This window comes from Ochrobactrum sp. RH2CCR150, from assembly GCA_014138095.1.
Classification (GTDB): Bacteria; Pseudomonadota; Alphaproteobacteria; order Rhizobiales; family Rhizobiaceae; genus Brucella; species Brucella gambitense.
In genome coordinates this window covers 40,066-65,491 of the sequence record JACGXE010000013.1, presented here as the reverse complement: position 1 = coordinate 65,491, position 25,426 = coordinate 40,066, and the positions used below count along the sequence as shown (strand labels likewise).

Below are 25,426 nucleotides of genomic sequence, written 5' to 3'. Positions count from 1 at the left end.
TTAGTAATCAAATCGATGAATGAAATAACCTCTATCGATCATTTCAATTTGTGGTCTTTTGACCTCAATTTGCTCGTCGCCTTCGATGCCCTGATGCGGGACAGAAGCGTGACGAAAGCCGCCGCGCGCCTGAAGCTTCAACAGCCGGCGATGAGCCACAATCTCGCGACGTTGCGCCTTCTGTTCCAAGATGAACTGTTCGTCAGAACGGGCCAAATCATGCAGCCGACGCTGAGAGCACACTCACTTGCTCCCGTGGTCCAGCAGATACTCACGCAAGCCCATAACGCGCTGATATCGGAAGTGACATTTGATCCGTCGCAGGAGCGACACACGTTTCGCATCGGGTTTTCGAGTGAGTTGGAAGTCATCTTGATGCCAGAGTTGACCGCGAGCTTGAGGAAAATAGCACCAGGAATTAAGTTGCTGGCGCGGGCGGCAAGTCCCGAGCAGGTTCACCGTATGCTCGACGAGGGCGTGATCGACCTCGGCGTTGGCTGCTATGGCTCGGGCAACAATCGCCATCGCCACCGGCAGCTGTTCGAACAGTCTATAATGTGTTGTTACAATAAAGACCTGCTGGATCTGGATGGGCCAATCGACCGGAACACGTATCTCAATGCAGAGCACGTTCTGGTGTCCCAAAAAGATTCAATTGAAGGATGCCTTGACGACGCGCTCGACAAGCTCGGCGTGAAGCTCAACGTGGCTATGGCAGCACCCGAGTTCCTGACCGTGCTGGCTGCGGCACGGATGGCGCCGCTGCTGGCTACTTTACCGACCCGTATTATCAGGCGCTTCGCGTCCACGTTTGGACTGACTGAAAGTCCCGTACCACTGGACGTCACGGTCAACCCAATCGCGATGGTCTGGTCGGCCCATTCAGACCGCGAGCCAGCTGCAGAATGGCTTCGTTTACAGGTTGCGACGCTGATTGACGGAATTGCGGATTGAATGTCATTCCCCGGCTTAAGGGGTAATATCACCACCGAACCCACCTCCGTGGTGATTTGAAGGATGAGGCTGGCTTGGCTGTCGATCCGCACGAGTTCACGGTCGCGACCAAGCGACCGTGGCAGCGCGGCTCTGAGGATGCTGTTCTGGCCCAACACGAGCATGGGCAAGGAACCAGCGTGAGCGAGATACTGTCGGTCGCAACAGGCATCAGCCGCTTATCGTCGCTCGGACGACGCGCGATCACGCCCGGTCGCGTAGATTTCCGTGGCCGGATGACACCTGTAGGGTTCGGCAGGCAATCAACCCGCGTCATGATGCGGTGCTGTGCAGCCGGAATGGCTGCCCGCACAACTTCCCGCTACCGCCCGGCTATAGATCAGCCGAACTCCGCTGGAGACACCTCAAAACTGGATAAACATGGATCCAGGATACTTGCCGTACGCGAGGCCGAGATCACGAAGACTTACTGCTAGAGCCTTCGGATGGGCAAGGTCTCACGCGCTAGGCGCTCAAAAGCCGATCGGAAAAGTAGCGCGTTGGTGTGGTCCCAAGCGCCTTCCTGAACATCATGATAAAGGCGGTCGTGGATTCGTATCCCAGGTCGCCTGCCACCTGCTGGACTGTTGCCCCTCCGGCAAGTTCCCGCAACGCAATGACGAGATGTAGCTGGCGCCGCCAACGGCCGAAGCTCAATCCTGTCTCCAGGACCATAAGTCTCTTCAACGTTCGCTCACTGACGGCGACATGCTCAGCCCATTGGGTGAGGGTACGGCGGTCGCTCGGGTTTGCCAAAAGTGCTGTAGCGATCAAGGCGATCTTTGGATGATCAGACACAGGTAGTTCCAGCCTCTCGCGCGGCATCAGCGCGAGTTCATCGAGCATGACCCGCACAAGGCGGTCGCGATGAGCGTCGCGCGCATCAGTTTCTGACAGTCTCGCTACCCGATGTATCATCTCCCGAAGCATCGGCGATACCGAAAGAGTGCAGCATTCAGTCGGAAGCATGGCCGCGTCTGGTTCTACAAACAGGTATGTTATACGAGCGTTGGACGTGACCTGGTTGCTGTGAGGAACGCCGCCTGGAATCCAGACTCCGCAGTTTGGCGGAACAATCCAGACGCCCTTTTCCGCTCTGCAGGTAACCGCACCGTGCAGCGCCAGGACCAGTTGACCCTGTCGGTGCTGATGCTGGTGTCCCTCGGCCTCATATTCGGCGAAGTCCACGCTGATCGCCATCGCTGGCCCATGCGGGAGGCTTAGATCGATAGCAATACTGCAGGGAGGTCGCTCATTCGAAAATTGGCCTAATTTAGAGATCATATGGCACTATCTCCAATTTTGTTCGCAACGCAATCCTCTAGGATCCTGACCAAACAACTCCAGGAGATAAACCATGCGTATCGCCGTGGTTGGCGCGACCGGCAGGATCGGCGCCAGACTTACCGAAAACCTTTTGGCCAAAGGCCATTCAGTCAAAGCTCTCTCGAGAGGAGGGCTCGGCCTCGATGCACTTGTCGCGAAAGGAGCAGAACCATTCATTGGCAGCTTCGACACGGGTACTGGTGAGCTTAATACGTTCTTCGATGACGCTGACGCTGCGTTCCTGATGGTCAAAACCCTTTGGGGATCGGAGGACTTCCATGGGCACTATCCTACGGTAGCGCTTCGGTTTTTCGATGCACTTCGGGATTCCTCTGTGAAACTGGCTGTGAACCTGACCGGGATGGGATCCGACGTCAATGGGAATACCGGCCATTTCCAGGGCTTCCATATCCTTGACCAGATCCTCAACCGGCTGCGCGACATCAAGTTGGTGCACTTGCAGGGCGGCTGGTTCATGCAGGACCTGGCCAGATGGGTCGACCCGATCGCGCAGTACCACAGGATTGGCTGGACGCTTGGGCCCAACGTCAAAACTCCCTGGGTTGCCATCGAGGACATCGCGAATTGCGCGGCGAACGAGTTCGACACGCCGACCGAGCAGCACCGATCGGTGAAGCAACTGGGGATCGATCACACGATGCCCGAGATCGCCGCGATGATCGGCCGGGCACTCGGTAGAAAGGTGGACTATCGCTTCGTCGATCCGGGCAATCGGGAGGTCGAAACAGTATTCCGGGAGAGGTTCGGAACACTCGATCGGTGGGTCTATGACAGGAACACCGCGGCCGCTCTTAACGATGGGCGTGTAAAGTTCCACGCTGATCGTCCGGCGCTGCCCACAACAATGGAAGAATTCGTCAAAAACACCCTCAGGCCGCTGATTGAGAAGGCGCGGACGGATAGCATGAAACTAGAGACCTTCCTGACGTGGAGTTCACAAAAAGACGGTAAAAGCTATTCCGCGCAAGATGGAACATCTGCCGCAAGGTAACAGGTGACGTTTGGCGGAACGATCGTGCTCTTGTGGAAACCGCAAAGCGGGCAGCACCCTCTTCACCCTCGCGGCACGCGCTTAGCCAAGCCGAGGCGCCCGAGCATTTGCGATCTATATCCACCAGCCCTTTTTCTGCCCGGGTGTTGCTCGGTGACTTGACCCGTTCTGCATCCTCCGGCATTGCCCGGTTGAAGCCAGCCATCGTCACGTCGGTTCCACCGTCGACGGAAAGAAAGGAATACTCGAGAGCGAGGGAGTGAACCGCCGGGTGGCGAATATGCTTGGCCGGACATGCGCAGACCCGCGACCAGCGTGGTCTTGCGGTGCCTATGGGAACCGTCCGCAGCCGCTCGCCTTCACTTCGAAGGCTAATTAGCGCTTGTTCCGCTTCGTTTGACATCATCGAATTCCTTACGCGAGGCTTCAATGTCTTGCCAGGTATCCCTGATCCAGCCCGTGAAGGCCGCCAACGGCTCCAGCACGGATCTGCCCCGGGCCGTTAATTCATACTCAACCCGCGGCGGCACTTCAGGATAATAGTGACGCGCAACAAGACCGTCGCGCTCAAGACTACGAAGCGTGAGGGTCAGCATCCTTTGGGAAATGTCTGGAATGCCGCGTCGGATCGCACCGAACCGCATGGGTGCATCAGGCGAAAGCGCGAGCATGGATACGAGGAGAATAGTCCATTTGCAGCCGAGACGGGCCAGAACGCTGCCAGGTGCGCAGGGAGTCAATACGGGCCCACGTGCGGTTTCGATAACAGGGCGGCCATTGATTTCACGCTGCACAGATAGGCTCCTTCAATGGTTATGATGATGTAACTGACGATCAAGAATGTGCCGTCTTGAGCCGATTTGCAATCAGTATCATTTGATAACCGTCATTAATTACGGATGGTAACCAATATGGATCACACTTCGGAATTTCTCGTCTTTGGCGCGACCGGACAACAAGGCGGAGCGGTTGCGCGCGCACTGAAAGCGAAGGGGCGAAGGGTGCGGGCTTTTGTCCGCAATCCTGAAAGCGCCAAGGCCAAGGCTCTGGCGGCCGAAGGTATTTCCCTGGCAATAGGTGATCTGTTCAATCCGGATTCGATTGACAGGGCGATGGCTGGAATCGCCAGCGTGTTTAGTGTCCAGACCAGTTCACCGGCAGGTGAGGTCACTGACGCGCAGGAAGTCTCGCAAGGAAAGGCGATTGCGGACAGCGCACTCCGGCAGGGCGTTCGACATCTCGTCTATTCTTCCGGCGGGGCAGCGGGGAAAGGCCCGACGGGAGTGGGGCATTTCGACAGCAAGTCCGAAATTGAAGCATATGTGCGAAGCCTTCCGATAACGAGTACGATTACTCGTCCCGCAAGCTTTATGGAGATGATGCTTTTGCCAGGCATGGGGCTGCCTCAGGGCGAATTCACCTTCTTCATGCGGCCGGAGCAGTCCATGCAGATGATCACCGTGGACGACCTCGGCCGGATTAACGCCGAAATTCTGGTTGCTCCGGATCGTTTTGCGGGAACGGCGATCGAGCTGGCCAGTGCGTCTGTGACCGGCAAGGAAGTCGAACAGGCATTCACAAAAGCTGCCGGGAAAGTGATCGTCTATAAGCGCTTTTCTGAAGACTTGCTTGCGAGAAACCCTTTCCTCAACCGTCTTTCGGAGCTTCTTGACAGTGGTTTGCTCGCAGGGGCCGCGGATATTCCAGCCATCGAGCGGGAATTTGGTCAACTGACTTCGCTTGAGGAATGGCTCGAAGAGCGTGGGAAAATTCCCTTTGAAAACGCCCTCAGGGACGGGAAGTCCGAGGTAGCTCTTCGCTGAGAGGATAAGGCGGGTGTGATGCAGAAGGATGATCCGCGTTTCGGACTTTGGTCGCCGAACGCTATTTCCGCGACACAACGATCCCTCTGTGGTGACGTTGGGACCTCGGGTTGGGGTGCCCGCTGAACGACCGCACGCCTTCGCTAGGGTCTTGTGCCCGCGAGGAAAGCAGCGCGAGACGTGATGGCCTCAGCAGCGCAAAACAGGTCGATGAAGCTGTCTTGGGATGGGGGCCTCATCACCATGCCTTGATTCAGTTCACGCCCCGTACTCCTCATCAGAGAGCTGCCAGCCAATTTCCGTCAGATCATCTCAGCGGGCGGTTGCGTCCGCTCGTCCCGCATCCTGTGGGGGCGAGCGCTCGAACCTGCGCGAATACCCGAAGTGGCCACGCCAATTGCTCCGCGCGGATGGACGCAGCCAACCTCCATTACCGCATCATTTGGACATGGATTTGCGACAACTCCGCTGCAAACAGCAGTTGGCATCGGTGCAATACTCAATAACGGAATATTTCACCGGCCCACTTTTTTGAAAAAACAAGGCGTGGCAGCCGAAGGCCGGCGCATCGTTTCTCGAAATACGAGCGAAAAAATGAGATATCTTTATCGACTTAATGCCATCAAGGGATCAGGCAGAAGAGCCAATATTGCTGGTTTTAGGGTCGGCGGGAAAACGGGAACCGCTGAAAAGGTGATAAATGGAAAGTATGCAAAACATCATAATTTCAACGCGTTTGCCGCGGCTTTTCCAATGGAAAAACCCAAATATGTCTTACTGGTCATTGTCGATGATCCAAAAGCTCAGCGGCCCGGGATGGTTATAACGGCGGCATCAAATGCAACACCCGTGGCTGCAGAGATAATCAAGCGCACGGCGTTCATTCTCGGAATAATCCCTGATTTCACTCAGGCTGCATCAATACCTATCACCTCTGCTGATTAACCTCTTGGCGCTGACTGTGTCAGCGTGAAAGTAAACCAATGCCAATTCTCGACAATGTTGGTTCTCAGGCATGCGCCGCAACTCAGCATAACGACAAAAACTGCCACAAACGCGCGCGACCTGCTGTTGCCCATCCGCTCAACAAGGACTTAGGTCACGGGTCTGACTGGCAAATTAGATGACGGGCCCGACAGGTTATGGTTTTACGGGAACTGGAGACAGTAGCCGCGCCAAGTGGTGGCACTACACGGTAAGGGCATAGCTTTCGTCGATCAGTTCCAGCACTTCTTTCTTCGAAACCGTGCCGTTCAGAAGCACCGTCAACCAGTGTTCTTTATTCATATGATAGGCCGGTAGAAATCCGGGTCGCGCTTTGAAGTCATGAACTTTTTCTGGGTGACATTTGATGTCGATCACGTCGATGCTTCCCTCGCCATCGAGGCCGAGCTTTTCCTTCGGGACGTCCATCACAAGCCCATACCAACGATCATCGCTTCCATGTCGCAATACGGCGTAGTGGGGAAATTTAGCAAACGGATAGTCGGGCTTGGTATTGTATTTTTTCTCAGCATATTCGAAGATTTCTGAACGACTGGTCATGGCAAAATTCCTTTCATGTTGGCGTTGCCGTCAGCTAAAGGCGTGATATTCGATTTTATGCGCTTAGCCATAGCATTTAAAACTTTTCGCGCTGCGCGCCTCCCCATCGCGCGTGAAGTTCCAGCGGTTAATGATCGGCTGAAGCACTTGATGCAGACTGTCGCAGTTGTTGGTTAAGAATGACAGTCCTTCTCACCCGACATTAGATTGGCGAGGTCATGTGATGCGCTTAATGGCTGGAGTGGAAAGGATTGGAGAATACGCGGGACGAGAGGTGCCTTCCTGCCCCATTTTCAATGTTCGTCGTTCCATTCTCCTCGATGTGTCAATAGAGTTTAGTCAAGAGTTCTATGCAGCGTTGGAATCGAAGGTTTAATACCTTCAAGACAAGCGAACCTCCTTCTTTCTTGAGATGCCCGTTTAAAAGAACTGCCGTCAATAAGGCGCTCAGCGCCGCTTCTCCTTTCTTCTGCGCGGCACCGACTGACAATTCTGCCTTTTCCCCTTGGACTCGGCGAGGGGCTAGTTCAATCGTCGTGCGGTTGGTGACAGAAATAGTTATGGCGCGCGGCGATCGCAGGGACGGCTTGGCGCGTCTTGCAACGCTTATATGTAGTGAACGCTAAAAACAAGTTGACAGATCGGGCTGCGTTATTATTTGTAGTGAACACTACATTAGGACGTGGTGCGGCGAAGGCCGCTTAAGCCAATTGGAAAAGATGCTGATATGACATCGATCCCACAAAAAGGTATGCCGAGATGATAAGCGAACGAATTTTGAAAATTCTGCAACGGGTGTGGGTGGTTGCCTTATTGGCTATATACCTTCCTTCGACAGCACTAGCAGCCGAGAAGAACTACATGGTCAAAGCCCCGGATGGGGTATCTATTGCGGTTCAAGAAACCGGCGATCCTGATGGACCGCCCATAGTCTTCATTCACGGACTTTTAGGTAGCCATCTTAATTGGGATAAGCAAGTAACCAGCACAACACTGCAGCAATATCGCCTCATTACCTATGATATGAGGGGACATGGATTGTCGGGAAAGCCGGACGATGTGGAAGCATATCACGATGGACGTCGTTGGGCGGATGACTTGGCGGCAGTGTTGAAGGCCAGCGGCGCCAGAAAACCTGTTCTGGTTGGATGGTCCTTGGGCGGGGTTGTCCTCTCAAACTACCTCGCCAGTTACGGGGATAGCGGCATCGGCGGCATCGTATATGTTGATGGGGTGGTTGAACTTAACGAGAAACTGATTACGCCACATCCTGCGGTCTATGCGGGGCTGGCGTCAGCCGATCTGAAATCTCATCTCGATTCAATCCGGGCATTTCTGCAACTGTGCTTTGAAACGCAGCCTGACACGGTCGCTTTTGAGCGGCTTCTGTCGAATGCTGCGATGGCTTCCTGGGTCATGACACGCGCTGTTCCATCAATGACTGTGTCTGCAGCCGAGGGGTTGCCCAAGGCCCGCTTGCCCGTCCTTTTGCTATATGGCGGCAAGGACGATCTTGTTCAGGTCAATCCAAGCATTGCTCGAGTTCGCGCACTCAAATCAGACATTCAGACGAAAATCTACGCGAAGTCCGGCCATGCCCCCTTCATCGAAGAAGCGCGTCGCTTCAACCATGACCTGATAGCTTTCAGAGACTCGATCCCTGATGGCCGCTGACAATCAATCGGCGTGATCCAAGGACGATCTCTACAAACTGCAATGCGGTAGCCGACGTCAAATAGGCGCTTTCACAGAGGTTCGTGGAAAACTTCAGAACGTCATGGAAGGATCGGCTGCCGCCTATCGTGCTTACCGGCACCAGCATCCCCTGAACCGAATGCAGACGTTCGGCGCAATAGGTATTAGATAACGTCGATATCGGTTTTCGGATTATGTCACACGCCACTATATCTGCTTGCAATCTTCGTCTCTGCATTCTTTAGTGAACGCTATGCAAAAAAAGAAGCGGCGTGGCGGTCCACGTAAGTTTGAAAGAGACCAGGCGGTGGAAAAAGCAATGCGCCTTTTCTGGCGTCAGGGCTATGAAGGCACATCGATCAACGATCTGACAGCTGCGATCGGGATTGCCCCACCGAGCCTGTATGCCGCTTTCGGCAGCAAGGCTGGACTTTATAGGGAGGCGCTCGATCGTTATACGGCTTCGTCTGGTGCGCTCGATCAGCCCGCAAAGTCGGCGGCGAACCTAGACGATGCGGTTGCCGCAGTTCTGCATGCCGGTGTTCGGGCGATTACGGATGCGTCACGGGAACGAGGCTGCATGATTTCGTCGGGGATGATTGAGTGTGCACCCGAGCATAGCGAGCTGGCGAGTGACGTTGCGCAACGGCGCCGTTCGATACGAAATTCGATCGCAGCCCAACTGGTGCGCTGGCTCGATTCCGAAATAGCGGATGCACTGGCCGGGCATCTCATGGTCGTGCTAATAGGCCTTTCCGTTCAGGCGAGAGATGGCGTCACTGCAGAGGAGCTCCATTGTCTGGCCGACGAAGCAATTGCCGGTATCCGGGCGAGAAAGTTGGCGGACATTCCTTGATGACTGTCCACAAGGAGAAGCAGTCGGTGTCGGGAGATGCCCTTATCAGGACGGTTTTGAGCATTCGCCAGATACAATTGCGCCGCCTGAGTTTAGAGTTTGTACACACAAGTAATGCGACAGATTTCTGGAGAAACCTGGCTTTATGTCCGATCCTCGGTGGAAGCGTTGAGAGAAATAAACATTACTCAGAAGATCAATATTTACGCAGAGAACGTTCAAGTGCTTTAAAAACTCTCGCACTTCGCGTGAAGCAGTCCTGATAGAGGCTGCTGGGTTCTGACTGGCAATCATACAACCGCGAGACGGCCGCGAGCTGACGTCGTCAATTAACTTGAACAGCAAAAAATTGCGGCATTTAATCATGACAGTGATATTCGTTTGTCTGATGTTTAAACAAACATAGGACGACGCTTATCGCTTATGTCGCCCATACAAAGATGCTATCTGGTTCGGGATTGAATCGATTATCCAACAAGAGAAATAATTCCACTTGCATCGAAGATGAAGCGAAATCCGTCAAAATCGTTCATCATCTCTTGGCCAATTCGGACACGATTTTGGTGGATTACGATTAAGGCATTCAACCGAAGATCAAGAACAGGGAACGGAAACAGACAGAAAATAGAGGCGTGCTGAACCCGACATGGATAGTTGACCTTTCGAATGGCTACGCCTTTCTTCCGCCCGCCAAGGCACTCCAGCACATATCGATAATCAACTGCCTTTCCTCAGGCTCAAGGGGAAGCGGGTTCGGACGTCTTCGTTTTAGGGTATGACGGATCGCACCGCGCGCAAAACTTGCAAGGAGCTTTGGCGATCCTGAACGAACCGAACCCGCTTCCTGCGCGGCGAGAATGACCGCATCGGTATATTCAAGGAAATCCCGGAACAAATCAGCGGTTTGTTCCAGCGTCAGGACCGGGTTGTTGTTCAAATAATCGAACAAAGCCGCCCGCTCTGGATCTTCCCAAATAAAGTCGACATAGCGCTCCAGATATTGGCGGATGCGCTTTTCATGTGGAAGGTCCGCCGCCATCTCCGGCGCCAGCTTCTCATACATAACCTGGGCAATATCTGCGTAAATCTCGCGAACCAATTCGTCCTTGGAGGCGAAGTAGTTGTAAAGCGACCCAGTTGCGACGCGAGCTTCAATAGCAATAGCCGCCATGGAGCATTGAAGGCCATCGCGGACGATCAACCGTGAAGCGGCGGCAATGATCCGTTTGCGTTTGTCGAGACTCATATCCATAAACTGAATGAACCTTCATTCATTTGTCATAAGCCGACGCTATCGATGTCGACGACCGCACGCAAGTCCAAAATTGGTGGCGTGACAATTCACTGTGAACCCGCAAACCACTGTCGATAAAATCGATCCAGGAGCCCTCCATGTCAGAGCCCGTAACCTTCATCCATCTCACCGATCTTCATATCGGCAATCCAGAGGTTGAAGACGATCATCTCTATTCCGACACGACGACGACGCTGGCGCGCATCCTGGCTGAAATCAAGACGCTCACGCCGCAGCCACGTTTCATGGTCGTCAGCGGCGACCTGACCAATCGCGGTGACGCAGGCAGCTACGAGCAATTGAAGCGCCTCATGGCCGAAGCTGAACTTGCCATGCCCGTGGTCTACGCCCTTGGCAATCACGACCGTCGCGATGGTTTTTATCCAACCATGCTCGGGCGCGTCGACAATATCAATGCGCCATACGATCATGCGCAGGTCCTGCACGGCATTCACGTCATCGCGCTCGACACGAGCGTTCCCGGAAAGATCGGCGGTTTCTTCGAAGAAGGCCAGATCGATTGGCTTAAAGCGGAGCTTGCCCGCCACGAGGGTCTTCCCAAGCTTTTGGTCATGCATCACGCGCCAGCGCTCGATACCGACGATGAAGGCATGGAATGGGAATCGCTCGGCTATGCCGACACAGAGGCGTTGCGCCAGGCTGTCAAAGGTCACGACGTCATCGGCATTTTGTCGGGGCATATTCATTATGACCGGGTGAGCAATTGGTACGGTATTCCGGTTGTCGTGGGGGTTGGTCAGCATGCCGCCACCGACGTCTTGTGGCTGCATGAAGGACTTCGCATGCTGGAGGGCTCTTCCTTTGCCATCGGCACGCTTCGTCCGTCGGGCCTCAGCATCACTTTCGCACCGCAGCCATCCACGCGTCGCGAGCTGCACAGCTTCACCTTTGCCGGCATGGCTGAAGTGATCCGCCGCTACGAAGCCGACGCGCTGGCCGCCGAATAATTTCCAACGCGAAAGAAGCTATGACCATGCTTAAGAAGATAGTTTTAGGCGCTCTCGCGGTGGGGCTGACCTGGCCCGCGATCGCGGAGCCGATGTCGGCGCAAGTGGACAAGCCGGTTACAATAACATTCTACAATTATAATCTTGCTTCCGCCGGTAACGGCGCGGAAGCGACCAGGAAAATGATCGCTGAATTCATGGCAGCGAACCCGAACGTCACAGTACAGGGTGTGCCATATTCTGCCGCTGACACCAGCCGTATTCAGGCCGATCTGGCTGCCGGTCTGCCCGTCGATTTGGCCCAGACTGGCTTCATGTCGCTCGACTATGCGCGGGAGAATTATGGTGCGAAAGCGCTGGAAGATATTGTCCCCGCGCAGGAATTGGCCAGCCATTTTGAAGGTATGAGCCCGAACGGGCTGAAGCTAGGCGTTATCGAGGGAAAGACCTATGGCGTCCCTTATACGTTTTCGACGCCTGTCTTGTTTTACAATGCTGACCTGTTCCGTAAAGCTGGTCTCGATCCGGAAAAGCCACCGCGCAATTGGGATGAGCTGAAGCAGGCTGCGCTCGCCATCAAGAACGCTGGCAATATGGGGTTTGCCGCGGGCATCACCGGCCCCGCCAACTATGACTGGTTGCTGCAAGGTGTCGTGCGCTCAAACGGTGGGGAGGTGATCTCCCGCGATCGAAAGACGCTGAAATTCGCTGAGCCGGAAGCCGTTGAAGCGGTGAAAATGCTCCGCGATCTGCATGATGCAGGCGTCTACGAGAATCTGGATTTTAACAGCCAGCTGGAGAACATGGCCGCCGGCAAGGTTGGCATGTATCTTATGACAAGCGCCATTCAAGGCGCGCTTATCGCTGGGGCCAAGGATAAGTTTGAGCTTCGAGCCGCTCCCATGCCGCAATTTGGCGACAAGCCGACCAGACCCAACAATTCGGGTAGTGCGCTCACCATTCATACCGATGATCCGCTCAAGCAGCGCGCTGCCTGGGAGCTGACGAAGTTTCTCACCTCCAAACACGGTTACACCATCGTGACCTCGGAGATTGGTTACCTGCCGCTTCGGCCTGATATTGTCAACGACCCACAATATCTGGGGGAGTGGGTCAAGGCCCATCCTCTTGTGGCGCCTAATCTCGACCAGCTTTCGCGCCTGGAGCCATGGGATCCGATGCCTGGCCCGAACTATGTACAAATCATCAAGACCATGATGGACGGCGTTGAAGCATCGATCTTTGGAATCGGTGATGTACAGCAAACGCTAGTGGATGCTCAGACGAACGCGCAGGCTCTTATGCCTTAATTCTCGTCGGCCCGTCGTTTCAAGGCGGGCCGCCTTTTTGAAAGGCCGACAATGGCGCTGCTTTCTTCCTCAACTCCCGTCCGCACGGTAGTACTGCGAAAAGCTTCCCGCTCCCCGCTTGCTCCTTGGCTCTACCTGATACCGGCGCTGCTCACGCTCACCATCTGGGTCTATTGGCCTCTGGTGGACGCATTCCGGCTTTCCTTCTATCGCTGGAATATGTTGCCAACCGCGCCGCAGGTCTTTGTCGGATGGGACAACTATCTGCGCATTTTTTCCCTGCCGAAATTCTGGCAGGCACTGAGCAACACCGGCATTTATGTGCTTGGATTGCTACCGCTTTCTGTACTGATACCACTGGCGCTCGCCATCTACACTCATGATTTACCGGCCCGGGCGCGTACCGTCTATCGCGCTATCATCTTTGTTCCGATGATTATTGCCCCTGTCGTAGCCGCTGCCTTGTGGCGATGGCTACTCGATCCCGGCTATGGCCTCGTCAACACGGTTCTGCAAATACTGGGCTTGGGGCCGGTCAAATTTCTGACTGATCCATCGCTCGCGATCTGGACGGTGATCGGCATCACAGGATGGAAACTGATCGGTTTTTCCACTTTGATCCTCTCTGCGGCTAACGCGAATATCAATCCGTCATTGATTGAGGCTGCGCGAATGGACGGTGCAAATCAGTGGGAAATAATCCGTGACGTGCGTCTGCCGCTTCTGCGGTCGTCTGTGTTGTTTCTTGTCATGATGACCATCCTGCTCGGTGCGCAATGGAGCTTTACCTACATCAACGTTCTCACAGGTGGTGGTCCCTTGGGTGCGACCTCCAATATCTATTATCTGCTGTGGGATTTCGGGTTCTCGTCGATGTCGGTTGGCTGGAGTTCTGCTGCCGCGGTCATTCTGTTCCTGGGCTTCAGCGTTGTTGCTTTTGTCCTTTTCCGTCTCATCGACAGGTATTCGTTCCATGACAATTGAAGCAGTCCTACAGACTAAGGCGACGGGAAGGGCGCGCTTACGCCGCAGGAACAAGGCCCAATCGTTTGTGCAAACAGGCTTCGGCCATGCAACGATGGTTCTCCTGTCGCTGATCTGCCTTTTTCCCGTTTACTGGATGGTCGTTACATCGTTGCGCCCGGCCAATGCGCTCTTCGAGGCGAGCCTGTGGCCGAGCGCTGTGTCACTGGATAACTATGCCTATGCGCTCAACACCATTCCGATCATGCGCATGCTGGGCAATACGCTTCTCGTCTCTGCTGTCGTCACTGTGATCCAGCTCATTACCGGCTTGCTCGCCGCCTACGCATTTGCACGCTTCCGGTTTCGTTTCGACAAATTTGTTTATACGATCATCACGCTGACCTGGCTTGTGCCGTTTCAAGTCGTGATGATTCCGAACTATCTCCTGGTTGCACGAATGGGGCTTCTCAACAGCGTGGTCGCGTTGATCTTGCCGCATTTTGCCTCTGCACTGGCGATTCTTCTGCTCACCCAATCCATGCGCGGTTTTCCCAAGGAAGTGTTCGAGGCAGCGCGTGTGGATGGCGCGCGAAGCTGGCGCATTCTTTGGGAAGTCGTCGCGCCAAATCTGCGTGGCACCATCGCCTCGCTGGCGATTTTGATCTTTATTTCGACCTGGAACGAATATTTCTGGCCGCTGCTTCTATCACGCAAAGCTGAAAACAGCGTGGTGCAGATTGGCATACAAATGTTCATGACAAGCGAAGGCAATCAATGGGGTCCACTTATGGCGGCCTCCACCATGGCCAGTCTTCCCATTCTGCTTATCTATATCGTTCTGCAACGGCAGGTCGTCCAATCTTTTATGAAATCAGGAATTCGTTGATGCACATGAAACATACCCGCCATATCCCGGTTGTGGGCACCTTCAATATTCGCGATCTCGGCGGCTACACCGGTCTGGATGGCGAAACCCAATGGCGTCGCATGTTTCGGGCTGATGGTTTGCATCGGCTCGATGCGGCAGGCATGGCCCTGCTGGTGGACGAGGGTGTCACCACGGTGATTGATCTGCGCCATGACCGGGAACTGGTATCCCAGCCCGACCCGTTTTATGTCAATCCGACGGTCGCTTACCACAATGTCTCACTGTTCGAAGCTCTTATCCCGGAACCAGGTGAAAAGGGCGATGTGCTTTACGATCTCTACATCAAGGCGCTGAACCATCGTCCAGTTGAAATCGTTCGCGTGCTGACCCTGATTGCGGAAGCACCGCAGGGAATTGTGCTCTTTCACTGCACGGCTGGCAAGGATCGCACAGGCATCATTGCCGCATTGCTTTTGGCGCTGGCGGGTGTCAGTGCTGATCTCATCGTCGAAGATTACGCGCTGACTGGCCCCATGATAGCGCCGATGATCGATGATATTCTCGCCCATGCTGCACTGCAGGGGACAGATCTGGAAAGCTTCCGTCCGCTTCTCGCCGCTGAGCCCCGCACCATGGCTGACACGATCAGTTACATAGATCGACATTATGGTTCTGCTACGGATTATCTGGCGAAGAGTGGACTGCGCCCCGACACTGCCGAGCTTTTGCGCCACCGTCTCATGTATGGAGACCTCTGATGACTGATATTGTTATTTCTGATTTGCGCAAGACCTATGACGGTAAACCAGTACTGCATGGCATTGAAATGCAGGTCCCACATGGTCAGTTCGCGGTGATTGTCGGTCCATCGGGATGCGGAAAATCAACGTTGCTTCGGATGATCGCCGGGCTTGAGGATATTTCGTCGGGGGCTATTTCCATCGGCGGTGCCTTCATGAACGATGTTGATCCGGCGGATCGTGGTTGCGCCATGGTGTTTCAAAACTATGCGCTCTATCCGCATATGACTGTGCGTCAGAATATTGGTTATCCTCTTCGTATCGCCAAAGTACCCAAAGGCGAAATCGAACGACGGGTGGGGGAAACAGCCGCTATTCTCAATCTGACCGACTATCTGGACCGACGTCCGGCGCAATTGTCCGGCGGCCAGCGCCAGCGTGTGGCCATGGGTCGTGCCATTGTGCGCGAACCGGATGTTTTCCTGTTCGATGAACCTTTGAGCAATCTTGATGCATTATTGCGCGTGCAGATGCGTATCGAGATCAAGCGCTTGCACAAGCGGCTGAAAGCCACATCGATTTTCGTCACTCATGATCAGGTTGAAGCGATGACACTCGCCGACATACTGATCGTGATGAATGGCGGTCGGGTTGAGCAAATCGGAGCTCCAGGCGAAATTTACAAAAAGCCTGCATCAGCCTTCGTCGCCGGATTTCTCGGCGCTCCGGCAATGAACCTGTTGCCCGCCACCGTCGGACCAAAAGGTCGCGTGACAATCAATGGAGAAGGCAGTGAACCCGTACTCCTTGCTCCCGCTTTGCCGGAAGGCACGCTCCTTACCATCGGTGTGCGACCTGAAAAAATAAGTTCTGCAGGCGAACAAAGCCACGGTGCACCTGCAACCGTTGACTTCATCGAGGAGTTGGGAAACGCACGCGTGGCTTATTGTGCGCTCGGCGTGCATGAACTGGCCGTTATCTTGTCTGCCGAGGACATCCGCCGGGATGGCGAACCCGTCAGACTTGATATCGCGCCAGACGCCTGGCACCTGTTCGATCGCTACACCGGCAAGAGAATTGAAACGCAATGCGTCGCCACCAACACCGCACCCACGCGCTTGATAAGTGAAAATTACGCCGAAGAAGCCTTTCTTTAGGGAAGTGCTTCTCTGCCTCTTGGCCGGAACTAAAAAATCACACTTGATCAAGCATAGCGGGAGGGGCTAGTCCAAACCCATTTCTGCACAAAATATCGGACGGCCTCAAGACATGTTTCGTCTGCAGCTACAGGTCTCACCCTGCGAGGGTGGAACAGGTGCGCCTTCACCGTCGGTTGCGTTGACGGAAGCTGCGTTGTGTTCAAAAAAAGCTCTTGGATGGTATTTAAAATACTGTGCATCTGACTGGTTGACAGATCAGGTTTTCCACGTGTCAAGTGAAGCTCGATAAATGAGCTAGTATTCGCGATAGCGGAAAACTATTAATCTACCTTTGGATTGTGTGATGCATGCAGAATATTGTAAGGGATAGTGATGGGGTCGCACCTCCTGAACTGTGGCACGATTCCTTCGGGCTTTCGCCGCACAAACACGCGGAAGCCAAGGTTTCCATGCAGGTAGAATTCGTGCAAGTTATCCCAATAAGAGTGGTATGATACATCTCAGCGCGCAATAAGGCGCGTTCGATCGTTGAAGATCGGATTTCACCATGAAAAATGCACATTGGATAAATTCCGCTCTTGGCGGAGCGATAGTTAGTGCGATTGCAACAATGGTTGTTGGTTTTACCTTCGGCGGCTGGGTCATCAGGCCAGGCCAAGCCGTTGGGAGGGGCCGCCGAGCGCTGCGCTCGCCGCAGGGTATAGCACTGCGCTTGCTAAAGCGTTTTAGAGCGAGTGCAATTGTGCAATAACAGGAGGCTGAAATGAAAGAGGAGCGTCCATCCACATCGCCAGAACACCATCACCCTGTGCGTCCGCGCCATGAAGAGGATCAGGCAGCCAGTACGGGTGACCTTAAAAATGCTCATCGACAAATGAGTGCGCCCTCCCGGGATTGGACGAGGCTTGCAAACATCCTTCGTCGCGCGTGCGGAGGCTTTTCCCGCTCTCGCACTGCACGCCACGCGTCGACCGGGAGTAAATCCATTGAGGAATGATACAAGCTCATTAGAACGTAAGGTTCTGGCCCATGAACAGATACTTCAGGTCCTTATCGGCCATCTGGCTGAGACAGAGCCCAAGTTTCTGGATCGACTGAAGGCAGTGTTTACGCGTCACCACAATCTTGGAATGAACGAGCACGACTACATTGATACAGCTCAATTTGCGGAGCAATTCATTCGCGAAATTGAGAAAATGCATGAATACAAGACCATAAGGTAATCTGTAGTGGCTCATGGACGGTTCAAAACTCCTTCGGGTCATGACTATCAACTTTCGATTAAGGCTGGCCACGTTTTCTTGCTATTACTGGTATAAAGACCCATAATATACTTACCGAAAGCAGCTACTGTAGGCAAGTCTACATTACTTCAGCAATGCTGCTGCAACAATGAGGATGGGTGAAGTCTTCCATTGCTTGCTATGGTCCTTTGGGCCCGGTAGGCTTTCCTGTGCTGCGCACTTTCTTGAGTCATTCGGATTCTTTACTCAGTTCGGAAATAATCGTGAGACGCGAGTTGACGCCACAAGACAGCCGGAGGGTGCTCTGAAAGGCTCAACCCTGGATTAGCTCATCGGGTTAAGCGCAAAAAGGGCTCATCCGGCTGTTCGGCGAAAGTAACGATTAGGCAATTAAAGGCGGCATTCCAAGAGCGCAGAGCCCAGTTTCGTTGAACAGAACATTTTGCCGATCCCCAGAAGCGGAGGGCTGGGGTGTGGCCTGTTTATGAATGGGAAACGCGTGCCGACTGCCCATCGATCCTACAGGCTCCTTTTTCACCGGGCATCTCAAAACAGAATGAAACCACCATCGCTTCTGGTTGTTTGATAAAAGTGCGAAGCGAAATAGCAACGTTCGGAAGCAGTTCAAATAACTATCAATTGCTCCGGGAAACAGTAACTAAGGGGAATGTAATGATTGTCAAAGCCGGAGCCGCAAGGCGTGAATGCGCAGATACAGCTACAATTTATAACGAAGCGCTCAAAGAATCTCATACAGAAACTACAGCTGACGGAGGGCTGCAGATCAGCTTCGTTGCATGCGCCATTCATGGTCGAGACCGTGGTTCATCCCAGTATCGATATACTGTGATCCTTACAATGAGCGAATTGGCGATCTTAACGGCACAATATAAAATTGGTTGAGCAGGACCTGTGAACGTCGAACGAGCATTCCAGCAATGGTATGAAGCACTGATATTAACTGTGATCGCAGGACTATTTCTTTCCGTGTCTCTCTTGACTGGCAATCTGGAATTGGTGCTACCTTCGCTTATAAAGGACGGGTCGAGCCTGTTCCTAACTTACGGTCAGAATCTTTCGCAATGTCGGATCAGTCTGTCCCACCAAATTTGCTCCAATTACGAAATTCCGGTCGGACCCGCCGGAAGTGCCCTGCCAAACCAGAATTGCGCTATAGGCCCCCGACGATCAGCATTCTAATGCCGGTGTGGCTAATTACTCGCCAAAAGAACAACACGGGGCAAGCCGTTCGAAATGGCGACGTCGGGTCGTGAGCAGATTATCGCAACGATATGTCAGGACCGGCGAAGGCAGGGGAATCGCCACTACCGAATCAGTTGGGTCCTCGTTCGTTGATGGAGATGCCCATGTGCGAATTCACGCTGTAAGACATCGCGTTGTCAGGATCGGCGACCGCACGCGTTTCCTTAGCGATCTAGGCAGGGGGCACGATTTCTGATCATGCCGCATGGGATTCCGTGCCATCATTTTAGTTTCGTCTCTTGATGGCGGTCTGGCGGATCACGAGCGTTTTTGACTGGCTAGGCCTCGGCTACAGCAACACGCTGGCACCCAAGACATTCGGTTATGATTTTGACGCTATGCCGCTGTTCTGATTCAGTTTGCCGATGGGCTTAGACTGACTTTGGATGACTGGTTAAAGGCGCGTTCTCGCTCGAGGCCTGATTATCACAGCAGAATTTATCAGGATGCCGGTCGACCGACCAAACCGCAGCGAAAGCGCTACTGTTATTGAATGCCATTTACCGTTGCGTACTTGCGTCCTTTCCCGCTCAATTCCAAACTCTCTCATCGCATTTTGTCTGGAGAGAGCTATGAAAGCACATGTCCTTGTGATTGCGATGACCATGCTCTTGGGTAGCAATCATGATGCGTTTTCGATGGATGACATCGCGCGCCGAAGCGCGGAGCGGCGCGCTGCGGAGGTGGTTATCTGGGCAATGCCCGCCGTCAATGCCGACCTCATGCTGCAGGCATTTCAGAAGGCTGGCGGCGGTCCGAACCAAATCGCCTATTGGTCTCGTCTACCTTCCTGGAAGAACCAGACACTGACACCTAATCCCGACACAGTTTATCTGATGCCGTTCTTCGACACGAGCAAGGCGGGACCGATCATCCTTGAAATTCCACCGGCGGATACAGGATCACTCACTGCCAACATCGACAATCTGTGGCAGGTCGCTCTCGAGGACGCAGGCCCATCGGGAGCTGACAAAGGCAAGGGCGGAAAATACCTCATTTTACCGCCCGGCTATTCCAAGAAGGTCCCCAAAGGCTACATACCGCTTAGGTCGGATACTTATGCTGGCTATGCCCTTATCCGCTCAACGCCGAAGTCCGGCAGCGACGCGGATGTCGCCAAGGCCGTGGCTTACGGCAAACGGGTCAAACTCTATCCGCTCGCGTCCGCAGCGCGACCAGAGGAAACGAAGTATGTGGACGTCATCGATACGCTGTTCGATGCAACAATCCCTTATGATCTGAATTATTTCCAATCTCTCGACCGCGTCATTCAGTCCGAGCCGTGGCTCGAACGCGACCGGGCAATGATAGATATTGTAAGGTCGCTTGGCATTGAGAAGGGAAAGCAGTTTCGGCCTGACGCAGATACTGTCGCAACGCTAGTAAAGGGTGCCGAGGAAGCACATGAATGGCTCGAGCATCAGCGAACTGTTATTTTCGAGCCATATTACAGCGGAGCCAAGTGGTTTGTTCCGGCAGTGCCGGATGTAATCCAAGGGCACTCCGACAACTTTGCGCATAAGGATATCTACCCAACCGACGCAACCGCGGTCACTTATTCAATGGGGTATGTCGGCATCAAACATCTCGGCGCCGGTCAGTTTTATCTTTTGACGATGACTGACGGAGACGGTGCGGCACTGGAAGGCAGTAAGACATACAGGTTCACGGTGCCGCCTCAGGCCCCGGTCACGCAATACTGGTCCGCTACCGTCTATGACAGTAACACTCATGCCTTTATCCGCGAGGTGAGCCGATTCAGCCGCTCGTCGAACAGTCCTGAAATTAAAGTCAACGCTGATGGTGCAGTAGACGTCTACTTCGGACCGACCGCACCACAGGGGCAGGAGAGCAACTGGATCCCGACGAAGCCTGGTTCACATTTCGAAGTTCTGTTTCGGCTCTATGGTCCGGAAAAGCGGTTCTTCGAAAAGTCCTGGGTGCTTTCGGACCTTGTCACTGTTCCATAGATGACGATTGGAGAGAAAAATGACTGTCACTACATTTCCTCGTATCGTAGCCGTAGCCGGGTCTATTATGCTGATCAGCCAAATGGCTGCTTTGGCAGAAGAACAGGTGAAGGTGACCGCCGATAACGTCGTTCGCGCTGAATCCGACACCTACATGGCGGTTGCCGCCAAACAAGCGGGAAGCGTCGGGCGGTTTTTCCACTATCGGGAAGCCATGCCGATCGACAAGCAGACGGTCGTGCGGGCAAACAGAGACACGCTTTACTCGGCGGCGATCTTCGATCTCGATGCCGGTCCCGCGACAATCACGCTTCCTGAGGCGGAAGGGCGTTTCATGTCCCTTCAGGTGATTAATCAGGATCACTATGTGGTCGGGAAGGTCAACTATGTCCACGCCGCCTAGCGCATATCGAGACTAATTTTGGGCTTGTAAAGTGTCTAAATGCTCTATCATCAATGTCTCAACCTCTTTCGCATTAGGAATGGCTTCCTGAGCGCCAGTTTTGGTGCATGCCAAGGAGCCAGCGATAGCCGCCCGTTGCAGTGCTTCGGGAAACGGTACATTGGCAGCAATGGAAGCAGCAAAATAGCCGCAGAATGTGTCTCCGGCGCCGACTGTATCGACGGGTTTGATGGTCAGCCCATTTGACGAGTAGATGTGCCCATTATGTACTGCGATTACGCCATCCGCACCCAATGTCACGACAAAACTTTGGCCCGATCTCTGATGCAAGTCGGCCAATGCCGTTTCAAGATTGTCCGCTGGTAGCGCAATATCTGCTGCGAGCAGCTGGAATTCTGTTTCGTTGGCGATGATGATGTCAGCAAGCCCCGAAAGACGTGAAGCATCTGGCAAGAAGGGGGCGATATTCAAAATCGACCTCACACCTTTCTGACGGGCTATATTAAGAGAGAATTCCACCACATTTGCTGGGATCTCGAGTTGCAGCATGAGCACGTCGCTCTGATGCATTGCGCTGATTGCAGTCGCGGCATCTTCTTTGGTTATCGTATTGTTTGCACCGGCAATTACGATAATAGCGTTTTCGCCTTCATCATTGACGCTGATTAATGCTGTGCCAGTCGGTTCGTTGACAGACTTGACTGAGGATAAGTCTACATTCTCTTCACGTAATAAAACCAAGGCGGAGCTGGAAAAGTTATCCTGTCCGACCGCGCCGATAAACTGCACATCCGTGCCGGCGCGCCTCGCTGCGAGCGCCTGATTGGCGCCTTTTCCACCCGCATCGATCGAGAAAGTTTTACCGGCGACCGTTTCGCCTGTCTGTGGCAAGCGGGACGCCTTCGCCACCAGATCGATATTGATAGAGCCAATGACGGTAATCATGTGCAGACGGTCTCCGTTTTCGTGCCAGCGGCAGTTTCAAAAATTAGTGTTGCCCGCGTAATAATGTAGTGGTAACGTTCCCACGTCAATCGGTTGGTGAAAGTCTCACCGATCAGGGGGGAATTAAAATTGGGAAGCGATTCAAATCGTAGAGCGACGATTGTGGACGTCGCGAAAAAAGCTGGTGTGTCCAAGAGCACCGTGGCGCGCGTATTGGCTGGTTCTCCCAATATTTCTAGTGAGGCGGCCGAACTGGTTCGGGCAGCCGTTATTGCAACAGGGTATGAACGCAATCATCTGGCGGTTGGAATGCGTTCGGGGCGCAGTGGATTACTGGGTTTGGTTATCCCGGATATTGCCAATCCATTCTGGGCTGAGGTCGCCCGGGGCGCACAGGATCGTGCGGCGCAACAGGGAATGTCGCTCTTGGTGTTCTCCTCGGACTGGGATGCAGCCAAGGAAGCGTCGCATTTTCAGGCGTTGCGACGGGCCCGTGTCGACGGTGCAATCATCAATCCTGTCGCAGATAATCTCGATGATCTTGATCGCTTTGGCTTGCCATTTGTCTTGATTGGTTCGAGCGCCGAACGGTTTCCCGATACTTCAAGTGTTGGTTCCGATATTGCACAAGGGGTTCATCTCGGATTGGACATGCTGCTAGAGCACGGACATAGGGAGCCAGCGTTGCTTCTCGGTCCTCGCTCCCGTTTGGCGCGCGCACGCTTCTTGCGGGCTGTTCATGACCATTGCATAGAACGCGATGTGGATCCGTCTGTGCTGAAGACGGAAGATGGTGATTACACCGTCGATGGTGGAGCATCGGCGATACGAAATTTGCTGAAGATGACTGCGGGGCGGAAGCACCTGGCGGTTTTTTGCGCTAATGATCTGATGGCTCTAGGCGCTATTCTGGCGATCAGGGAAGCTGGCCTTTCTTGCCCGGAGGATGTCTCAGTTCTAGGCTTTGACGGAATTCCATCCGGGGCGTTCTCGTGGCCGGCCCTGACAACGGTAAAGAAGGATGGGCGGCGAATTGGTTCGACGGCTGTTGTTAGCCTGCTCGAGGAGATAGCGGGTCGATCCAATCATCAACGTATTTATGTACCGTGCCATGTCATAGAGCGCGGATCTGTTGCCAATGTCACGGCGCAAACCGCCGGTCAGGTGGCGTAGGGAGGTATGGAAGCTATGGTTGAGGGAGTAATGTCGCCAGCAATCGGCGATGAAATTGGGAACGTTCCCAAAAGGAACAGAGTGCTGCGCAACTGGTGGCTTTACTACGTCATGATGACGCCAGCGGTCGTGTTCTTTTTCATTTTCCACTTTATGCCGATCTGGGAAGCAAAGATTGCTTTTGAGCAATTGCGTATTATTCCTCCAAACATTTGGGTCGGGTTGAAGCATTTTGAGCTTCTGTTTTCGTCACTCATATTCTGGCAGGTACTGGCCAACACGCTGATCATATCTGCTATGAAGATCGCGTTCGTTTTTCCTGTACCGATTATTGTCGCGCTTTTGCTGAACGAAGTGCAGAGCGGGAAAACACGTAAATTCATACAATCAGCGATCTATCTGCCGCATTTTCTGTCCTGGGTGGTAATCGCAGGTATTTTTGTCGCTATCCTTTCACCCAGCACCGGTGCGGTGAATGAGGTAACCGGCTTCTTCGGACTGCAGCCGGTGTCGTTCATGACCGAGACGAGAACGATCCGATGGGTTCTGGTTTTCTCGGAAATATGGCGTTCGGCTGGGTGGGATAGTCTTCTTTACCTTGCTGCAATCATGGCCATTGATCAGGAGTTGTATCAAGCGGCAGAAATAGATGGCGCGAACCGGTGGCAGAAGATTCTCTATGTAACAATTCCGGGTATCGTTCCAACAATCGCAACGCTGTTCATTTTGAATGCCGGGATGTTCCTCAATGCTGACCTCAATCAGGTCATCAACTTCACGAACGACATCGTGCGCAGCAAGATCGATATCCTCGACACCTATGTGTACCGGATTGGTTTGCAGACGGGTCAATATTCTCTGGCGACAGCCGCCGGACTGTTCAAAGCTGGCCTCGGCATGCTGCTGATCACCGGCGCGCATCTTCTTTCCAAGAAACTGACCGGGAAGGGAGTTTGGTAATGGCAACGAACAAGCTTCGCAGATCGCCGCTGGAACGGATGGAATATACGATCATCCTGTCCACGCTGCTGCTGATGGTTGTCGTCATGGTTCAGCCTTTGCTGAATCTTCTGGCGGTATCGCTTTCAAGCCCGTCACAGGTAGCGGGGATGAGCGGACTGGCGATCATCCCGAATGGCTTTTCTCTGGAAGTATGGAAGCTTCTGGTAACAAATCCGGCTGTTCAGCGCGGAATCCTGAATTCTATATTCATCACTCTCACCAGTACGGCACTCGGTGTTTGCTTTACCGCGCTGATGGCATGGGCCTTATCCCGTCCTGGGCTGCCCGGACGACGCGCGATCCTCGTCTTCGTCCTCGTTACAATCGTTTTCGATCCTGGGATAATACCGGACTATTTCCTGAACAAGCGGCTGGGGCTTATCGACAGCTATTGGTCCGTCATCCTCTTCAAGCTGGTCAATGCGTGGTATCTCATCATTCTGATCCGCTTTTTCGAGGAAGTACCGAGCGAAGTTTTAGAAGCAGCAGAACTTGATGGCGCGAACCCCTTCCAAATATTCTGGCACATCGCACTTCCGGTCTCGAAATCTGCGCTGGCGACGATCGCGCTTTTCTACTTCGTGTTTCATTGGAACGACTTCTTCCGCCCGATGATCTATCTCAACGATCAGTCAAAATGGCCGTTACAGGTGGTTCTTCGCCAATTCGTTGTCGAAGGCGACAAGATCGCCATGGTTGGTCTCGAGAACTCGGCCAATTATACCGGAGCTAGCCAGATCAACATAAGAGCGCTGAGCGCGGGCATGATCCTGCTGACAATCGTTCCTATCCTGGCTGTTTACCCATTGATCCTGAAATTCTTCACCAAAGGCACCATGAGCGGCGCTCTCAAAGGTTGAAGCTAGACAA

At 53.6% G+C, this 25,426-nt stretch carries 24 protein-coding genes; 18 read left to right on the top strand and 6 right to left on the bottom strand.

The genetic code is table 11. The features are described 5' to 3' along the window. The first annotated feature begins 15 nt into the window (after positions 1 to 15). Positions 16 to 954, top strand: coding sequence for a LysR family transcriptional regulator (locus tag FHW03_RS20735; RefSeq protein WP_182522351.1), 939 nt, complete (start codon positions 16 to 18; stop codon positions 952 to 954). A 504-nt stretch (positions 955 to 1,458) separates the two neighbouring features. Here the strand turns inward: FHW03_RS20735 and FHW03_RS20730 are convergent. After that, positions 1,459 to 2,277, bottom strand: a complete 819-nt coding sequence (locus tag FHW03_RS20730; protein WP_182522350.1) for a helix-turn-helix domain-containing protein — start codon at positions 2,275 to 2,277, stop codon at positions 1,459 to 1,461. A gap of 73 nt (positions 2,278 to 2,350) precedes the next feature. Here FHW03_RS20730 and FHW03_RS20725 point away from each other — a divergent pair, with 73 nt between their 5' ends. Further along, the gene (locus FHW03_RS20725) at positions 2,351 to 3,331 is read left to right on the top strand and encodes an NmrA family NAD(P)-binding protein (RefSeq protein ID WP_182522349.1); all 981 of its coding nucleotides are present in this window, start codon (positions 2,351 to 2,353) and stop codon (positions 3,329 to 3,331) included. A 371-nt stretch (positions 3,332 to 3,702) separates the two neighbouring features. Here FHW03_RS20725 and FHW03_RS20720 read toward each other — a convergent pair whose 3' ends face one another. Beyond that, positions 3,703 to 4,125 (bottom strand): helix-turn-helix domain-containing protein, encoded by a 423-nt coding sequence (locus FHW03_RS20720; protein ID WP_182522348.1) that lies wholly within the window; start codon positions 4,123 to 4,125, stop codon positions 3,703 to 3,705. Positions 4,126 to 4,242: 117 nt separating this feature from the next. On the opposite strand from FHW03_RS20720, the gene FHW03_RS20715 reads away from it, so the two are divergent. Further along, positions 4,243 to 5,154, top strand: a complete 912-nt coding sequence (locus FHW03_RS20715; protein WP_182522347.1) for an NmrA/HSCARG family protein — start codon at positions 4,243 to 4,245, stop codon at positions 5,152 to 5,154. A gap of 384 nt (positions 5,155 to 5,538) precedes the next feature. Continuing rightward, positions 5,539 to 6,099 carry a penicillin-binding transpeptidase domain-containing protein gene (locus FHW03_RS20710; protein WP_182522346.1) on the top strand — a complete coding sequence of 187 codons (561 nt, stop codon included), beginning with the start codon at positions 5,539 to 5,541 and terminating at the stop codon, positions 6,097 to 6,099. A gap of 243 nt (positions 6,100 to 6,342) precedes the next feature. Here FHW03_RS20710 and FHW03_RS20705 read toward each other — a convergent pair whose 3' ends face one another. Then, complete coding sequence (locus FHW03_RS20705) at positions 6,343 to 6,699, bottom strand: MmcQ/YjbR family DNA-binding protein (RefSeq protein WP_182522345.1); 357 nt, start codon at positions 6,697 to 6,699, stop codon at positions 6,343 to 6,345. Between the two features lie 759 nt (positions 6,700 to 7,458). Here FHW03_RS20705 and FHW03_RS20700 point away from each other — a divergent pair. Both FHW03_RS20700 and FHW03_RS20695 read left to right on the top strand, forming a co-directional pair. Beyond that, positions 7,459 to 8,373: an alpha/beta fold hydrolase gene (locus FHW03_RS20700; protein ID WP_182522344.1), complete on the top strand. Its 915-nt coding sequence runs from the start codon at positions 7,459 to 7,461 to the stop codon at positions 8,371 to 8,373. Positions 8,374 to 8,713: 340 nt separating this feature from the next. Then, positions 8,714 to 9,250, top strand: coding sequence for a TetR/AcrR family transcriptional regulator (locus tag FHW03_RS20695; protein WP_182522343.1), 537 nt, complete (start codon positions 8,714 to 8,716; stop codon positions 9,248 to 9,250). Between the two features lie 670 nt (positions 9,251 to 9,920). Here FHW03_RS20695 and FHW03_RS20690 read toward each other — a convergent pair. Continuing rightward, on the bottom strand, positions 9,921 to 10,502 hold the full coding sequence (locus tag FHW03_RS20690; protein WP_182522342.1) for a TetR/AcrR family transcriptional regulator: 582 nt from the start codon (positions 10,500 to 10,502) through the stop codon (positions 9,921 to 9,923). 140 nt (positions 10,503 to 10,642) lie between these two features. Here FHW03_RS20690 and FHW03_RS20685 point away from each other — a divergent pair, with 140 nt between their 5' ends. The 6 genes from FHW03_RS20685 to ugpC are packed head-to-tail and all read left to right on the top strand — an operon-like array spanning position 10,643 to position 16,553. After that, a complete protein-coding gene (locus FHW03_RS20685) occupies positions 10,643 to 11,512 on the top strand; it encodes a metallophosphoesterase (RefSeq protein WP_182522341.1) in 870 nt (289 codons plus the stop codon). Between the two features lie 26 nt (positions 11,513 to 11,538). Continuing rightward, the gene (locus FHW03_RS20680) at positions 11,539 to 12,822 is read left to right on the top strand and encodes an ABC transporter substrate-binding protein (RefSeq protein WP_182522340.1); all 1,284 of its coding nucleotides are present in this window, start codon (positions 11,539 to 11,541) and stop codon (positions 12,820 to 12,822) included. Positions 12,823 to 12,873: 51 nt separating this feature from the next. Then, the gene (locus tag FHW03_RS20675) at positions 12,874 to 13,806 is read left to right on the top strand and encodes a carbohydrate ABC transporter permease (protein ID WP_182522339.1); all 933 of its coding nucleotides are present in this window, start codon (positions 12,874 to 12,876) and stop codon (positions 13,804 to 13,806) included. Next, on the top strand, positions 13,796 to 14,674 hold the full coding sequence (locus FHW03_RS20670; RefSeq protein ID WP_182522338.1) for a carbohydrate ABC transporter permease: 879 nt from the start codon (positions 13,796 to 13,798) through the stop codon (positions 14,672 to 14,674). The genes FHW03_RS20675 and FHW03_RS20670 overlap by 11 nt, the downstream gene beginning before the upstream one ends. Next, positions 14,674 to 15,414 carry a tyrosine-protein phosphatase gene (locus FHW03_RS20665; protein ID WP_182522337.1) on the top strand — a complete coding sequence of 247 codons (741 nt, stop codon included), beginning with the start codon at positions 14,674 to 14,676 and terminating at the stop codon, positions 15,412 to 15,414. The genes FHW03_RS20670 and FHW03_RS20665 overlap by 1 nt, the downstream gene beginning before the upstream one ends. Further along, positions 15,414 to 16,553, top strand: coding sequence for a sn-glycerol-3-phosphate ABC transporter ATP-binding protein UgpC (ugpC, locus tag FHW03_RS20660; protein ID WP_182522336.1), 1,140 nt, complete (start codon positions 15,414 to 15,416; stop codon positions 16,551 to 16,553). Before FHW03_RS20665 ends, ugpC begins: the two co-directional genes overlap by 1 nt. 1,010 nt (positions 16,554 to 17,563) lie before the next feature. Here ugpC and FHW03_RS20655 read toward each other — a convergent pair. After that, on the bottom strand, positions 17,564 to 17,794 hold the full coding sequence (locus tag FHW03_RS20655; RefSeq protein ID WP_182522335.1) for a hypothetical protein: 231 nt from the start codon (positions 17,792 to 17,794) through the stop codon (positions 17,564 to 17,566). 477 nt (positions 17,795 to 18,271) lie between these two features. Between FHW03_RS20655 and FHW03_RS20650 the strand changes: the two genes are divergently transcribed. The 3 genes from FHW03_RS20650 (at position 18,272) to FHW03_RS20640 (ending at position 21,436) form a co-directional block, all read left to right on the top strand. Beyond that, entirely contained in the window at positions 18,272 to 18,703 is a 432-nt protein-coding gene (locus FHW03_RS20650; protein WP_182522334.1) for a hypothetical protein, read from the top strand. A 932-nt stretch (positions 18,704 to 19,635) separates the two neighbouring features. Continuing rightward, positions 19,636 to 21,033: a DUF1254 domain-containing protein gene (locus FHW03_RS20645; RefSeq protein WP_182522333.1), complete on the top strand. Its 1,398-nt coding sequence runs from the start codon at positions 19,636 to 19,638 to the stop codon at positions 21,031 to 21,033. Positions 21,034 to 21,052: 19 nt separating this feature from the next. Then, complete coding sequence (locus FHW03_RS20640; protein WP_210277352.1) at positions 21,053 to 21,436, top strand: DUF1254 domain-containing protein; 384 nt, start codon at positions 21,053 to 21,055, stop codon at positions 21,434 to 21,436. A gap of 12 nt (positions 21,437 to 21,448) precedes the next feature. On the opposite strand, the gene FHW03_RS20635 is transcribed toward FHW03_RS20640, so the two are convergent. Beyond that, a complete protein-coding gene (locus tag FHW03_RS20635) occupies positions 21,449 to 22,381 on the bottom strand; it encodes a ribokinase (RefSeq protein WP_182522332.1) in 933 nt (310 codons plus the stop codon). A 129-nt stretch (positions 22,382 to 22,510) separates the two neighbouring features. Here FHW03_RS20635 and FHW03_RS20630 point away from each other — a divergent pair, with 129 nt between their 5' ends. Genes FHW03_RS20630 through FHW03_RS20620 form a run of 3 tightly spaced genes read left to right on the top strand, consistent with a single transcriptional unit; the run spans position 22,511 to position 25,416 of the window. Beyond that, positions 22,511 to 23,554, top strand: coding sequence for a LacI family DNA-binding transcriptional regulator (locus tag FHW03_RS20630; protein WP_182522331.1), 1,044 nt, complete (start codon positions 22,511 to 22,513; stop codon positions 23,552 to 23,554). A gap of 6 nt (positions 23,555 to 23,560) precedes the next feature. Next, entirely contained in the window at positions 23,561 to 24,514 is a 954-nt protein-coding gene (locus tag FHW03_RS20625) for an ABC transporter permease subunit (protein ID WP_182522330.1), read from the top strand. Then, positions 24,514 to 25,416 carry a carbohydrate ABC transporter permease gene (locus tag FHW03_RS20620; RefSeq protein ID WP_182522329.1) on the top strand — a complete coding sequence of 301 codons (903 nt, stop codon included), beginning with the start codon at positions 24,514 to 24,516 and terminating at the stop codon, positions 25,414 to 25,416. The genes FHW03_RS20625 and FHW03_RS20620 overlap by 1 nt, the downstream gene beginning before the upstream one ends. Positions 25,417 to 25,426 lie beyond the last annotated feature (10 nt).

Coding starts and splice junctions, on each gene's coding strand:
- FHW03_RS20735 (WP_182522351.1), top strand. CDS start 16: ATGAATGAAATAACCTCTATCGATCATTTCAATTTGTGGTCTTTTGAC.
- FHW03_RS20730 (WP_182522350.1), bottom strand. CDS start 2,277: ATGATCTCTAAATTAGGCCAATTTTCGAATGAGCGACCTCCCTGCAGT.
- FHW03_RS20725 (WP_182522349.1), top strand. CDS start 2,351: ATGCGTATCGCCGTGGTTGGCGCGACCGGCAGGATCGGCGCCAGACTT.
- FHW03_RS20715 (WP_182522347.1), top strand. CDS start 4,243: ATGGATCACACTTCGGAATTTCTCGTCTTTGGCGCGACCGGACAACAA.
- FHW03_RS20705 (WP_182522345.1), bottom strand. CDS start 6,699: ATGACCAGTCGTTCAGAAATCTTCGAATATGCTGAGAAAAAATACAAT.
- FHW03_RS20700 (WP_182522344.1), top strand. CDS start 7,459: ATGATAAGCGAACGAATTTTGAAAATTCTGCAACGGGTGTGGGTGGTT.
- FHW03_RS20695 (WP_182522343.1), top strand. CDS start 8,714: ATGCGCCTTTTCTGGCGTCAGGGCTATGAAGGCACATCGATCAACGAT.
- FHW03_RS20690 (WP_182522342.1), bottom strand. CDS start 10,502: ATGGATATGAGTCTCGACAAACGCAAACGGATCATTGCCGCCGCTTCA.
- FHW03_RS20685 (WP_182522341.1), top strand. CDS start 10,643: ATGTCAGAGCCCGTAACCTTCATCCATCTCACCGATCTTCATATCGGC.
- FHW03_RS20680 (WP_182522340.1), top strand. CDS start 11,539: ATGCTTAAGAAGATAGTTTTAGGCGCTCTCGCGGTGGGGCTGACCTGG.
- FHW03_RS20675 (WP_182522339.1), top strand. CDS start 12,874: ATGGCGCTGCTTTCTTCCTCAACTCCCGTCCGCACGGTAGTACTGCGA.
- FHW03_RS20670 (WP_182522338.1), top strand. CDS start 13,796: ATGACAATTGAAGCAGTCCTACAGACTAAGGCGACGGGAAGGGCGCGC.
- FHW03_RS20665 (WP_182522337.1), top strand. CDS start 14,674: ATGCACATGAAACATACCCGCCATATCCCGGTTGTGGGCACCTTCAAT.
- ugpC (WP_182522336.1), top strand. CDS start 15,414: ATGACTGATATTGTTATTTCTGATTTGCGCAAGACCTATGACGGTAAA.
- FHW03_RS20655 (WP_182522335.1), bottom strand. CDS start 17,794: ATGAGCCACTACAGATTACCTTATGGTCTTGTATTCATGCATTTTCTC.
- FHW03_RS20645 (WP_182522333.1), top strand. CDS start 19,636: ATGAAAGCACATGTCCTTGTGATTGCGATGACCATGCTCTTGGGTAGC.
- FHW03_RS20640 (WP_210277352.1), top strand. CDS start 21,053: ATGACTGTCACTACATTTCCTCGTATCGTAGCCGTAGCCGGGTCTATT.
- FHW03_RS20635 (WP_182522332.1), bottom strand. CDS start 22,381: ATGATTACCGTCATTGGCTCTATCAATATCGATCTGGTGGCGAAGGCG.
- FHW03_RS20625 (WP_182522330.1), top strand. CDS start 23,561: ATGGAAGCTATGGTTGAGGGAGTAATGTCGCCAGCAATCGGCGATGAA.
- FHW03_RS20620 (WP_182522329.1), top strand. CDS start 24,514: ATGGCAACGAACAAGCTTCGCAGATCGCCGCTGGAACGGATGGAATAT.